This is a genomic window from Phycicoccus jejuensis (assembly GCF_044797865.1).
Lineage (GTDB): Bacteria > Actinomycetota > Actinomycetes > Actinomycetales > Dermatophilaceae > Phycicoccus > Phycicoccus jejuensis.
In genome coordinates, this window is sequence record NZ_CP085209.1 from 3,923,014 (window position 1) to 3,935,498 (window position 12,485).

At 72.5% G+C, this 12,485-nt stretch carries 10 protein-coding genes; 1 reads left to right on the forward strand and 9 read right to left on the reverse strand.

Annotated features, from left to right (window positions below; all coding sequences use genetic code 11):
* Nucleotides 1-18 precede the first annotated feature (18 nt).
* From LG324_RS18680 to LG324_RS18690, 3 genes are all read right to left on the reverse strand, one after another.
* Entirely contained in the window at nt 19-309 is a 291-nt protein-coding gene (locus LG324_RS18680; RefSeq protein WP_051750061.1) for a hypothetical protein, read from the reverse strand.
* Between the two features lie 12 nt (nt 310-321).
* On the reverse strand, nt 322-2,073 hold the full coding sequence (locus LG324_RS18685) for a sodium:solute symporter family protein (RefSeq protein ID WP_404353164.1): 1,752 nt from the start codon (nt 2,071-2,073) through the stop codon (nt 322-324).
* Between the two features lie 164 nt (nt 2,074-2,237).
* Nucleotides 2,238-2,510 carry a hypothetical protein gene (locus tag LG324_RS18690; RefSeq protein WP_157577281.1) on the reverse strand — a complete coding sequence of 91 codons (273 nt, stop codon included), beginning with the start codon at nt 2,508-2,510 and terminating at the stop codon, nt 2,238-2,240.
* A gap of 39 nt (nt 2,511-2,549) precedes the next feature.
* Between LG324_RS18690 and LG324_RS18695 the strand changes: the two genes are divergently transcribed.
* Nucleotides 2,550-3,407: an SGNH hydrolase domain-containing protein gene (locus LG324_RS18695; protein ID WP_404350355.1), complete on the forward strand. Its 858-nt coding sequence runs from the start codon at nt 2,550-2,552 to the stop codon at nt 3,405-3,407.
* Here the strand turns inward: LG324_RS18695 and LG324_RS18700 are convergent.
* The 6 genes from LG324_RS18700 to LG324_RS18725 all read right to left on the reverse strand — a co-directional run bounded on the left by LG324_RS18700 (nt 3,397) and on the right by LG324_RS18725 (nt 12,474).
* Nucleotides 3,397-5,403 (reverse strand): ABC transporter ATP-binding protein, encoded by a 2,007-nt coding sequence (locus LG324_RS18700; RefSeq protein WP_404350357.1) that lies wholly within the window; start codon nt 5,401-5,403, stop codon nt 3,397-3,399. The two genes, LG324_RS18695 and LG324_RS18700, sit on opposite strands and share 11 nt — an antisense overlap.
* Nucleotides 5,400-7,133: an ABC transporter ATP-binding protein gene (locus LG324_RS18705; protein ID WP_404350359.1), complete on the reverse strand. Its 1,734-nt coding sequence runs from the start codon at nt 7,131-7,133 to the stop codon at nt 5,400-5,402. Before LG324_RS18705 ends, LG324_RS18700 begins: the two co-directional genes overlap by 4 nt.
* Nucleotides 7,133-7,735, reverse strand: coding sequence for a TetR/AcrR family transcriptional regulator (locus LG324_RS18710; protein ID WP_207022415.1), 603 nt, complete (start codon nt 7,733-7,735; stop codon nt 7,133-7,135). Before LG324_RS18710 ends, LG324_RS18705 begins: the two co-directional genes overlap by 1 nt.
* 240 nt (nt 7,736-7,975) lie before the next feature.
* Nucleotides 7,976-9,484: a methyltransferase gene (locus tag LG324_RS18715; protein WP_404350361.1), complete on the reverse strand. Its 1,509-nt coding sequence runs from the start codon at nt 9,482-9,484 to the stop codon at nt 7,976-7,978.
* A gap of 84 nt (nt 9,485-9,568) precedes the next feature.
* A complete protein-coding gene (locus LG324_RS18720; protein WP_404350363.1) occupies nt 9,569-11,938 on the reverse strand; it encodes a sodium-translocating pyrophosphatase in 2,370 nt (789 codons plus the stop codon).
* Nucleotides 11,939-12,138: 200 nt separating this feature from the next.
* Nucleotides 12,139-12,474, reverse strand: a complete 336-nt coding sequence (locus tag LG324_RS18725) for an STAS domain-containing protein (RefSeq protein WP_030526560.1) — start codon at nt 12,472-12,474, stop codon at nt 12,139-12,141.
* Between the last annotated feature and the right edge of the window lie 11 nt (nt 12,475-12,485).

Sequence of the window (12,485 nt, forward strand, 5' to 3'; positions counted from 1 at the left end):
CGTCGCGCCACCCACGGCTCAGTGCCCGGCGCGCGGGCGCTTCTTGGGCGCCGGACGGGTGGGGTCGTCGGTGACGGGCTCCACGTCCTCCGGGACCACCACCGGCCGCAGCCGGGACCAGGCGACGAACCCGAGCCCGACGACGAGCAGGGCGAGACCCGCCCAGAGGTTGGCGTTCGGCCCGCCCGTCTTGTCGGTCTCGGGGTCGGCGAAGATCCCCATGGCCGTGAGGATCACGCCGTAGATCGCGAGGAGGCCACCGATGACGTTGCGGATGTCGAAGGCTCCGGCCGTGTGCTTCTCTGCCATGACGACTCCCGCTCAGAAGAGGATGTTGAGGACGATGACCATGCCGAGCGCCACGCCGGCGAGCGGCACGGTGCGGCGGTACCAGGGGTAGGACGCCTCGTTCGGGTCGGTGCGGCTCTCCACCGGGGTCTCGGAGTACACGAGCCCGACGAGCTGCTCGGCCGGTTTCGGCTGCGTCACCATGGTGACCGCCACCGACACCGCGATGTCGACGACGAAGGCCGTGGAGGCGGCCACGAACGCCGCGCCCTGGCCGGAGAGGGGGAGCACCCCGAGCGAGGCCGACCCGAACGCGTCCTCGCTGAGGAACGCGACGACCACGGCGGAGAGCGTTCCCGAGACCAGCCCGCTCCACCCGGCGGCCGGGGTCATCCGCTTCCAGAACATCCCGAGGATGAAGGTCGCGAACAGCGGCGCGTTGAAGAAGCCGAAGAGGGTCTGGAGGTAGTTCATGATGTTGCTGAACGAGCTCGCGATGAGCGCCGTGAAGATGGCGACGACGGTCGCACCGATCGTGGCCAGGCGCCCGATCCTCAGGTAGTAGTCGTCGGACCGGTCCTTGCGGATGTAGTTCTCCCACAGGTCGTAGCTGAAGACCGTGTTGAACGCCGAGATGTTGGCCGCCATGCCGGCCATGAACGCCGCGAGCAGGCCGGTGAGGGCCAGCCCGAGCAGGCCGTTGGGCAGCACGTCGCGCATGAGGTAGAGCAGCGAGTCGTTGTAGGCGACCCCCTGGCCCGAGGCCCCGCCGGGCGGGCTGCCCCCGTTCTTCAGCTCGACGATCTCGGGGACCAGGACCGCGGCGATCATCCCCGGGAAGATCGTGAGGAACGGGACGAACATCTTCGGGAAGGCCCCGATGACCGGCGTCTTGCGGGCCGCCGCGATGGAGTCCGAGGCCATGGCGCGCTGGACCTCGACGAAGTTGGTCGTCCAGTAGCCGAAGGAGAGGACGAAGCCGAGGCCGAAGACGATCCCGATGACCGACAGCACCGGGCTGTCGAACCCGGTGAGCGCCTGACCGGGCCAGGAGCTGAGCTGCTGGTCGGCGGGGGGCACCGCGGCCTCGGCCGGTGCGTTGGCCGCCATCTCGGTGATCTTGTCCTTGAGCCCCCCGTAGCCGCCGACCCGGTGCAGGCCGATGAGCACGAGCGGGAGGAGGCTCGCGACGATGACGAAGAACTGGAGCACCTCGTTGTAGATCGCCGCCGAGAGACCACCGAGGGTGATGTACGAGAGGACGATGGCCGCGGCGACGGCCAGGGCGATCCACAGCGGCCAGCCGAGGAGGGCGTGGACGATGGAGCCGAGCAGGTAGAGGTTGACGCCCGCGATGAGCAGCTGGGCCACGGCGAAGGAGACCGCGTTGACCAGGTGTGCGCGCTTGTCGAACCGGCGGAGCATGAACTCCGGCACCGAGCGGACCTTGGAGCCGTAGTAGAAGGGCATCATCACGATGCCGAGGAAGAGCATCGCCGGGATGGCGCCGACCCAGAAGTAGTGGACGGTCGAGATGCCGAACTGGGCGCCGTTGGCGCTCATGCCCATGATCTCGACGGCGCCGAGGTTGGCGGAGATGAACGCCAGGCCGGTCACCCAGGCCGGCAGGGAGCGCCCGGAGAGGAAGAAGTCGACCGAGTCCGACACCGACCGCCGCGCGATGAGGCCGATGCCGAGGACGAAGACGAAGTAGACGACGAGGATGAGGTAGTCCACCGGGCTCGCGTCGATGAGGGTGTCCGCAGCGGGCAGCGCCGCCGGCACCCCCTGGACCAACGCCTGTGCTCCTGCAGCGACCACGACCACCACCAGCTCCACGTCGAGGGTGACGCCGGGCCCGACGCCGCCCGCCACGCTAACGCCTGCGCGGGGGCGTGCGGGGGCCGGGTGACCGGCGGTTTCGCGGGGTCAGCGGGTGGGGCCCCGGGTCACGCCGCGCGCCGGGCCGCCGGTGCCGCGAGGGCCCGCCCCGAGCGTGGGGTGACGATCCAGTCGTGGGCGCCGGTCAGCTCGCGGACGTGCGCGACCCGGGCGACCGCGTTGCGGAACTCGGTGTAGAAGAACATCCCCGCGAGGAGGTAGCCCACGAACCACAGCGGCCGGCGGCGCAGGGCGGGCGTCGCGTTGAGCCACGCGAAGAAGGTCTGGGCGGGAGCCGTCGAGAGCGGCACGAGCACCGCGAGGACGAGGACGGTCGTCACCGGCACCTGCGCGAGGTCCCCGTCGACCCCGCGCAGGTCGTGACGGCGGTCGGGGACGCGACGACGACGCGTGCCCTCCCCGCCAACCTCTCGCCGGCGCTGGCCGACGTCCCGCAGGACACCCCCTCCCCGACGACCGGCGACGGCATCTCGTGCATGGTCGACCTGCTCGACACGAGCATCGCCCGCGACCCCGCCGGCACCTGCGTCTTCGGCGACCCGACCGCCGACACCACCGTCGTCCTCGTGGGCGACAGCCACGCCTACCAGTGGCTGCCCGCGCTCGAGGCCGTGGCGGTGCAGCGGCGCTGGCGCGTCGTCTCGATGACCAAGTCCGGCTGCCCGCTCTACGACGTCCGGCTCGTCAACACCCCGCTCAAGCGGGACTACCGCGAGTGCTACGCCTGGCGCGACGAGGTGCTCGCCCGCATCGCCGCGGAGAAGCCGGACCAGGTGCTGCTCAGCGCCTTCACCGGCTCCGAGAAGCCCGACCCCGGGTTCACCGGCCGCTGGGCCGACGGCGTGGAGACGACGGTCGGCGGCCTGCGCGCGCAGGGCATCGGGGTGACGGTCCTCGCCGACACGCCCTACCCCCGCCGCGACGTGCCCGAGTGCCTCGCCGCCCACCTCGACGACGCCAGGGCGTGCGCCGTCCCCCGGGACGAGGCCCTCAGCGACCCGACGCGCCGCGCGGCCACCCTGCGTGCGGCCAAGAAGGCCGGCGCGAGCACCGTCGACCCCACCGCGTGGTTCTGCACGCGCAGCACCTGCCCGGTCGTCGTCGGCACGACGGTCGTCTACAGCGACAACAGCCACATGAGCGCGACGTGGTCCACGGCCACCCGCCGGCTGCTCGCCGACGAGCTCGGGCGGGTCTCGCCGGTCCTCAGGGGCTGACCGAGGCCTCCTCGAGGTCGCCGACGGCGCCCTCGAACTGGGCGGCGTGCAGCCGGGCGAACGCGCCGCCGGCGGCGAGCAGCTCGGCGTGCGAGCCGCGCTCGACGATGCGTCCGGCCTCCATGACGAGGATGAGGTCGGCGTCCCGGATCGTCGAGAGCCGGTGCGCGATGACGAAGCTCGTGCGGTCGCTGCGCAGCGCCGCCATCGCGTGCTGGACGAGCAGCTCGGTGCGGGTGTCGACCGAGCTCGTGGCCTCGTCGAGGATGAGCAGCGACGGGTCGGCGAGGAACGCACGGGCGATCGTGATGAGCTGCCGCTCACCGGCGCTGATGTTGTCGGCCTCGGCGTTGAGCACGGTGTCGTAGCCGTCCGGCAGCGAGTGCACGAAGCGGTCGACGTACGTGGCGCGGGCGGCCTCGAGGATCTCGCCCTCGGTGGCACCGGGCCGCCCGTAGGCGATGTTGTCGCGGATCGTGCCGGCGAAGAGCCAGGTGTCCTGCAGGACCATGCCGGTGCGCGAGCGCAGGTCGTGACGGGTCAGCTCGCGGATGTCCCTGCCGTCGAGGGTGATCCGCCCGCCGTCGAGCTCGTAGAAGCGCATCACGAGATTGACCAGCGTCGTCTTGCCGGCGCCGGTCGGGCCGACGATGGCGACGGTCTGCCCGGGCTCCACGAGGAGGTCGAGGTGCTCGATGAGCGGCTCGTCCGGCGAGTACGAGAACGACACGTCCTCGAAGGCCACGCGGCCGCGGGGGTCGTCGATGCGGGCGGGCGTCCCGGAGTCGGGCTCCTGCTCGGGGGCGTCGAGGACCTCGAACACCCGCTCGGCGGAGGCGACCCCGCTCTGCATGAGGTTCGCCATCGACGCCACCTGGGTCAGCGGCTGCGTGAACTGGCGCGAGTACTGGATGAACGCCTGCACGTCACCGAGGCTCATCGTGCCGCTCGCGACTCGCAGGCCGCCGACGACGGCAATCGCGACGTAGTTGAGGTTCCCGATGAACATGAGCGTCGGCATGATGACGCCGCTGATGAACTGCGCGCGGAAGCTCGCGTGGTGCAGCGCGTCGTTGGACACGGCGAACTCGCGGTCGGCCTCGGCCTGCCGGCCGAAGACCTTGACGAGCTCGTGCCCGGTGAAGGTCTCCTCGACGACGGCGTTGACCTCGCCGGTGCTCTTCCACTGCTGGACGAAGTGCCCCTGCGACCGCTTGCCGATGGCCGCCGTGACGACCATCGTCACCGGGATCGTCACGAGGGCGATGACCGCGAGCAGCGGCGAGATGTAGACCATCATCGCGATCATCGCGACGACGGTGAGGAGCGAGGTGACGAGCTGGCTGAGGGTCTGCTGGAGGCTCTGCGCGACGTTGTCGATGTCGTTGGTGACCCGGCTCAGCAGCTCGCCGCGCGGCTGGGCGTCGAAGTACGGCAGCGGGAGCCGGTTGAGCTTGTCCTCCACCGCCTCGCGCAGCCGGTAGACGGTGCGGTTGACCGCGCTGACGAGCAGCCGTCCCTGGACGAGCTGGAGCACCGCGGCGACGACGTAGATGCCGAGGACGAGCAGCAGCACGCGCCCGACCGCGCCGAAGTCGATGCCCTGCCCGGGCACGACGTCGTCCATGGCGGCGAGCACGTCGGCGACGGTGCCCTGCCCGCGCTGTCGGAGCCCCTCGACGGCCTGCTCCTGCGTGACCCCGGCCGGGATCTGTCGGCTGAAGACACCGGCGAAGATCAGGTCGGTCGCCCGGCCGAGGATCTTCGGGCCGACCGCGTTGAGCACGACCGAGCCGAGGGCCAGGACGAGCGCCCCGACGACGACCGGGCGCTCCGGTCGCAGCAGGCCGAGGACGCGCTTGGCCGACGGCCCGAAGTTCTGCGACTTCTCGGTCGGCATGCCGAGCTGGGCGTGCGGCGGGCCGCCGCGGCGGGCCCCCGCGGGACCGCGCCGGGCCTCGGCCGCCTTCTCCTCCTCGTTCTTCAGCTCGCTCATGCGACCTCCTCCATCGCCTGCTGGCTCTCGACGATCTCGACGTACGTGGGGCACGACGCGACGAGCTCGTCGTGGGTGCCGACCCCGACCACCGCGCCGTCCTCGAGGACGACGACCTGGTCGGCGTGGCGGATGCTCGAGACGCGCTGCGCCACGACCACGACGGTCGCGTCGCGGGTGACCGGCCGCAGGGCCGCACGCAGCCGCGCGTCGGTGGCGACGTCGAGCGCCGAGAACGCGTCGTCGAAGAGGTAGACGGCCGGGCGCCGGACCAGGGCCCGGGCGATGGCCAGCCGCTGGCGCTGGCCGCCGCTGACGTTGGTGCCGCCCTGCGCGATGGGCGTCTCGAGGCCCTGCGGCATCGCCCGCACGAAGTCCTCGGCCTGCGCGATGCGCAGGGCCTCCCACAGCTCCTCGTCCGTCGCGTCCGGGTCGCCGTGGCGCAGGTTGCTCGCGACCGTCCCGCTGAACAGGTAGGGCCGCTGCGGCACGAGCCCGACCCGCGACCACAGGTCCTCGGGCGCGGCGTCGCGCACGTCGACCCCGCCGACGAGCACCGCCCCCTCGGAGACGTCGTGCAGGCGCGGGACGAGGCCCACGAGCGTCGTCTTGCCCGAGCCCGTCGAGCCGATGACGGCCGTCGTCGTGCCCGGCCGCGCGGTGAACGACACCTCACGCAGGACCGGCGCGTCGGCGCCGGGGTAGGCGAAGGTCGCGGCACGCAGCTCGACGGCGACCGAGCCGTCCGGGAGGGCGACCGGCTGCTCCGACGGGTGGACGGAGGAGCGGGTGTCGAGCACCTCGACGATGCGCCCGGCCGAGACGGTGGCCCGCGGGATCATCATCGACATGAAGGTCGCCATCATCACCGACATGAGGATCTGGATCAGGTAGGACATGAAGGCGGTCAGGGCGCCGATCTGCATGGCGCCGGAGTCGATCCGCATCGCCCCGAACCACAGCACGGCGACGGTCGAGGCGTTGAAGACGACCATGACGATGGGGAAGGCCAGGGCCATGAGCCGGCCGACCGCGAGCGCGGTGCCCGTATAGGTGTCGTTGGCGTCGGCGAAGCGCTGCCGCTCGACGTCCTCGCGGACGAAGGCGCGCACGACGCGGATGCCGGTGATCTGCTCGCGCAGGATCCGGTTGACCGTGTCGACGGCCTTCTGCATCGCGCGGAAGTGGGGGATCATCCGGCTGATGACGAGGCCGACCGAGGCCCCGAGCAGCGGGACCGCGACGGCGACGAGCCACGAGAGCCCGATGTCCTCGCGTAGCGCCATGACGACGCCGCCGACCATCATGATCGGCGCCGAGACCATGATGGCCAGCCCCATGTAGACGACCTGCTGCACCTGCGTGACGTCGTTCGTCGAGCGGCTGATGAGGGTCGGCGCACCGAACCGCGAGACCTCGCGCGCGGAGAACGACCCGACCCGGCTGAACACCGCCGCCCGCACGTCGCGGCCCATCGACGCCGCGGTGAGGGCGGCAATCCGGGTCGCGGCGATCGTCGCGACGACCTGGAGCAGTGAGACACCGAGCATGAGCATCCCCGCGTTGAGGATGAACCCGGTGTCCCCCACCGCGACTCCCTCGTCGATGATGCGCCCGTTGAGGCTCGGCAGGTAGAGGGAGGCCAGCGTGCCGGCCAGCTGGAGGAGGAGCAGCAGCACGAGCGGACCGGCGTAGGGGCGCAGGTGCGTGCGGACGAGGCGGACGAGCATCAGCGGGCCTCTCGGTCGGTGTGGTGGCGGGTGCCGTCGAGGACGACGGAGACGATCTCGGCCGGCGTCATCGACCGGACGGGGAACATCGGGTGGGCGCTCGAGAGCGTCAGGTGGGCGAGGATGTTGACGACGGTCGAGGGGTCGAACCGCAGGGAGCCGGCGTCCGGGCCGATGAGGTCGACGAACGCGGCGTCGACGGCCGGGTCGCTCATCGAGCGGCGCTTCGGCGGCCCGTCCGGCGGGCGCTGCGGCGGCACCGCAGCCGAGTGGAGGGTGGCCATCAGCCCGATGGCCCGCTCGAGGTGCGCGTGCATCACGGCGACCCCGGCGGCCAGGCGCTCGTCGAGGGTGAGCCCGGGGTCGATGCCCCGCAGGCGCGCCACCGCCGCGGTGGTGTCGAAGACGGCTGCGGCACAGGCCCCGACGAGCTCCTCCTTGGTGCCGAAGGCCCGGAAGACGGTGCCCTCGGCGATGCCGGCGGCCTCGGCGACCTGCTTCGTCGTCAGCGCCGGGCCGTGCTCGCGCAGGAGCGGGATCGTCACCTCGACGATCGCCGAGCGGCGGTCCTCGGGGCTCATGGCGGGGGCGCGAGGGGTCACGAGCAGCCATCGTAAGTGAGTGAGCACTCACTCACAAGCAGTTTTCCCGGACACGGCGGACCCCGCCCTCCGGGCAGGGGTGGAGGGCGGGGCCGAGGAGCCGCGCGTCGGGCGGGAACACGTTCCCGTGCAGGGGGGTTCCGACCGCAGCGGGTTCATCCTGTCCGGAGGTGGACAGGCGCGGCCCACCCCGGCCCGGCGTGCCGCTGTGGCCTGCGTCACACTCGCAGGACCCGCAGGTCAGCGGGTCTCGACGAGCAGCCCGTCCTTGACCGCGTCCCGGAGGAAGCGGGTCACCTCGGCCCGCACGGCCTCGTCGTCGGCCCCGAGCAGGCCGCCGATGGCCGCGGCGGCCTGCCGCGCGGTGAGCTCGCCGTCGCACACCGAGACCAGCGCGGCGGTCACCGTCGACAGGGTCAGCTGGCGACGCAGCCCGCCGCCCTGCCGCAGGAGGACGAGCAGCGCGTCCTCCTCCCCCGGCGTGCGGTGGGTCTCGACGTCGACGTCGGCGGCGCACCGCCAGGCGACGTCGAGGAGCGCGTCGTCGTCGTGCTCGGCGAGCCAGGTCCGGGCGTCGAGGCCGGCGAGGACCGTCGGGCCCATCGGCGTGGCGACCGGCCAGCCGACCTCGACGAGGTCGCGGAAGGGCGCGCGGTCGGTCCTCGGCCGCTGCAGCGTGATGACCCCGAAGCCGATGGACTCGACGTCGCGGGCCGCGAAGTCGTCGAGCCACGCCGCGTACATCGCGTTGAAGTCGGCCGTGCCGGGGTGGTGCCCACCGTCGCGCGACCACGTCTCGGCGTACTCGGCCGGGTCCTGCACCTCGCGCTGGACGACCCACGCGTCCAGGCCCGTCCCCTCGAGCCACTCCTCGACCCGGGTGCGCCAGTGGGCGCCCCGCGGCACCTCCCAGTTGCCGAGCAGCTGGGCGATGCCGCCCGGCTCCAGGTGCTCGCCCACGGAGCGGACGAGGTCGCGGACGACGTCGTCGCCGGAGGCCCCGCCGTCGCGGTACTCGAAGAGCGGGACCGCGCCCGAGCGCGGCGTGATGACGAACGGCGGGTTGCTCACGACGAGGCCGAAGCGCTCGCCGTCGACCGGGGCCAGCATCGAGCCGGCGCGCACGTCCCACTCGGCGCCGTCGAGGAGCGCGTTGAACCGGGCGTAGCCGAGGGCCCGCTCGGACAGGTCGGTGACGACCACCTCGTCCGCGTGGTCCTCGAGGTGAAGGGCCTGCACCCCGCACCCCGTGCCGAGGTCGAGCGCACGCTCGACGTGCGGCCGAGGCGTCCACGCCGCGAGGGTCGCGGAGGCGCCGCCGATGCCGAGGACGTGGTCGGGCTCGAGGGGCCGGCCGAGCGCGAGCTCGCCGAGGTCGGAGGCCACCCAGCGCTCGCGCCCGTCGGCGGCGTAGGGACGCAGGTCGCAGAGCGCCACGAGGGCGTCCCCCTCCGGCGCCACGAGCCCGAGGGCGACCGCGCCCTCCACGCCGAGGGTCGGCAGGGCCGTGGCCACCTCGGCGGCGTCGACGGGGTCGCCGAGCGTGAAGAGGCGCACGAGGACGGCGCGCGGGTCCTCGGAGTCGGCCGTCGCGCGGCGGGCGGGCAGCGCCTGCTCGCGGTCGAGCGCCGCGGCCGCCATCGGGCCGAGGAGGGCGGTCACGCCGCCGACGGTGAAGCCGGTCGCGGTGAGGTCGTCGCGCAGGCGCCCGACGAGGTCGGCGTCGGCGAGGGGCGGGTTCGCGGTCATCGGGACGAGCCTAGGGGGTCCGCCGGGACGCGACGAGGGGCCGGCCCCGGGTGGGACCGGCCCCTCGTCGAGGGTGGGCCGGGGTCAGACCTGCGCGGGGCGGGTCTCCTCCGCCGGGGCCGCCTCGGGGTCCTCGTCCCCGCCGATGGCGAGGTCGCGGCTCTTGGAGACCGCGACCGCCGCGACGACGACGACGAACGCGATCGCCGCGATGCCGTAGCGGATCGGGGCCGAGGCGTCCACGCCGATCGACAGGGTGATGATGGCCGGCGCGATGAGCACCGAGACGAGGTTCATCACCTTGATGAGCGGGTTGATGGCCGGGCCGGCGGTGTCCTTGAAGGGGTCGCCGACGGTGTCGCCGATGACGGTCGCGGCGTGGGCCTCGCTGCCCTTGCCGCCGTGCGCACCGTCCTCGACGATCTTCTTCGCGTTGTCCCACGCCCCGCCGGAGTTGGCGAGGAAGACGGCCATGAGCGCACCGGACCCGATGGCGCCCGCGAGGAAGCCGGCGAGCGCGCCGACCCCCAGGCCGAAGCCGACGGCGACCGGCATGAGCGCGGCGAGGAGACCCGGCGTGGCGAGCTCGCGCAGCGAGTCCTTCGTGCAGATGTCGACGACCTTGCCGTACTCGGGCTTGGCCGTGCCCTCCATGATCCCGGGGATCTCACGGAACTGGCGGCGCACCTCGAAGACGATGGCGCCGGCGGCACGGGTCACCGCGTTGATGGCGAGGCCGGAGAAGAGGAACACGACCGCCGCGCCGAGGATGAGCCCCACGAGCGTGGACGGCGTCGTGATGACACCCTCCGCCTCCGTGACGAACTCCTGGGCCGACTGCAGCTGCTCCTGGCTGAGCCCGCTCGCGTCGAGCGAGCGGACCGCGCTCTGCCAGGCGTCGGTGTAGGAGCCGAAGAGCGCGGTCGCCGCGAGGACCGCGGTCGCGATCGCGATGCCCTTGGTGATCGCCTTCGTCGTGTTGCCGACGGCGTCGAGCTCGGTGAGGATCTGGGCGCCCTCGCCGTCGACGTCGCCGGACATCTCGGCGATGCCCTGGGCGTTGTCCGAGACCGGGCCGAAGGTGTCCATCGCGACGATGACGCCGACCGTGGTCAGCAGGCCGCAGCCGGCGAGGGCGATGAGGAAGAGCGCGAGGGCCGTCGAGCCGCCACCGAGGAGGAAGGCGAGGTAGACGGCACCACCGATGATCGCCGCGGTGTAGACGGCCGACTCGAGGCCGACGCCGATGCCCGAGAGGACGACCGTGGCCGCCCCGGTGAGCGAGGTCCGCGCGACGTCCTTCGTCGGGCGCTTGTCGGTCCCGGTGAAGTGGCCGGTCAGCCAGAGGATGACGCCGGCGAGCGCGATGCCGATGACGACCGCGAGGACCGCCGCCTGGCGGGGGTCGCCCGCGAGCTGCTGGATGCCGGCGTTGGCGCTCCCGAGCTCGGCGTAGGTGCTCGGGAGGTAGGTGTAGGCCGCGACCGCGGAGAGCACGACCGAGACGGCGGCCGCGATGTAGAAGCCGCGGTTGATGGCACTCAGCGGGTTCTCGCCGGGGCGGGCCTTGGTGATGTAGACGCCGAGCAGCGCGGTGATGGCGCCGATCGCCGGGACGATGAGCGGGAAGACGAGACCGTAGGCGCCGAACGCGACCGAGCCGAGGATCAGCGCCGCGACGAGGGTCACCGCGTAGGACTCGAAGAGGTCGGCGGCCATGCCGGCGCAGTCGCCGACGTTGTCACCGACGTTGTCGGCGATGGTCGCCGCGTTGCGCGGGTCGTCCTCGGGGATGCCGGCCTCGACCTTGCCGACGAGGTCGGCGCCGACGTCGGCGGCCTTGGTGAAGATGCCGCCACCGACGCGCATGAACATCGCGAGCAGGGCCGCGCCGAAGCCGAAGCCCTCGAGGACCTTCGGGGCGTCGCCCTTGTAGAGCAGGACGACGACCGAGGCACCGAGCAGGCCCAGGCCGACGGTCGCCATGCCGACGACGCCGCCGGTGCGGAAGGCGATCTTCATGCCGAGGTCACGACCGCCCGGCTGGCGGGCCGCGGAGGCGACGCGCACGTTCGCCTTCACCGCGAGGCTCATGCCCAGGTAGCCGATGGCCGCGGAGAACAGCGCGCCGACGACGAAGAACGCCGACCGGCCGAGCCGGACCCCGAAGGTGTCGGCGGGCAGGAGGAACAGCAGGCCGAAGACGAGGACGACGAAGATGCCGAGGGTGCGGAACTGGCGGCTCAGGTACGCCTGGGCCCCCTCCTCCACGGCGGCGCCGATCTCCTGCATCTTCTCCGTGCCCGGGTCGGCGGCGAGGACCTGTCGACGGAACACGACGCCCATGACGAGGGACACGAGCGCGATGACCGCGACCGTGACCACCAGCGTCAGGTTCGTGCCCGTGAGGTCCAGGCCTCCTGACTCGGCGGTCGCGAGTGCGAGGGGTGCCATTCCATCCTCCTTGACGGCGTGGACCGCCCCCGAGCGCGAACAGCGCCTCGACAAGGGCGGACGGCACGGACCCTACCGGTCCCCTCCGGCCGCCCGCCCGCGCAGGCCGGAGTGACGCGTTTCACACTCGTCGGCGACGCCGCTGGTCAGGGGCGTGCGGTACCGACCGCGAGGACCCGCGGCGGGGACGTCGTCGCCGGTCAGGCGCCGAGGGCGTCGTCGAGCGTGCCGTGGATGCCGAAGACCTTGTCCAGGCCGGTGATCCGGAAGACCCGCAGGATGCGGTCGCTCGTGCAGACGATGCGCAGCCAGCCGCTGCTGTTGCGGACCGTCTTGAGCCGGCCGACGAGCACACCGAGACCGGTGGAGTCGAGGAACGAGACGGCGTCGAGGTCGACGACGAGGCGGGTGTGCCCGTCGGCGATCTCCTGGTCGAGCGTCTGGCGGAGCTGGGCCGCCGTGTAGACGTCGACCTCGCCCTCGACCGTGACGACGCTGACGTCGTCGTGGTGGGACGTCGTGACGGAAAGCTCCACGCGTCGTACTC

Excerpts from the sequence above, each read along its gene's own strand:
- LG324_RS18680 (WP_051750061.1), bottom strand. The coding sequence starts at position 309 with ATGGCAGAGAAGCACACGGCCGGAGCCTTCGACATCCGCAACGTCATC.
- LG324_RS18700 (WP_404350357.1), bottom strand. The coding sequence starts at position 5,403 with ATGAGCGAGCTGAAGAACGAGGAGGAGAAGGCGGCCGAGGCCCGGCGC.
- LG324_RS18705 (WP_404350359.1), bottom strand. The coding sequence starts at position 7,133 with ATGCTCGTCCGCCTCGTCCGCACGCACCTGCGCCCCTACGCCGGTCCG.
- LG324_RS18715 (WP_404350361.1), bottom strand. The coding sequence starts at position 9,484 with ATGACCGCGAACCCGCCCCTCGCCGACGCCGACCTCGTCGGGCGCCTG.
- LG324_RS18720 (WP_404350363.1), bottom strand. The coding sequence starts at position 11,938 with ATGGCACCCCTCGCACTCGCGACCGCCGAGTCAGGAGGCCTGGACCTC.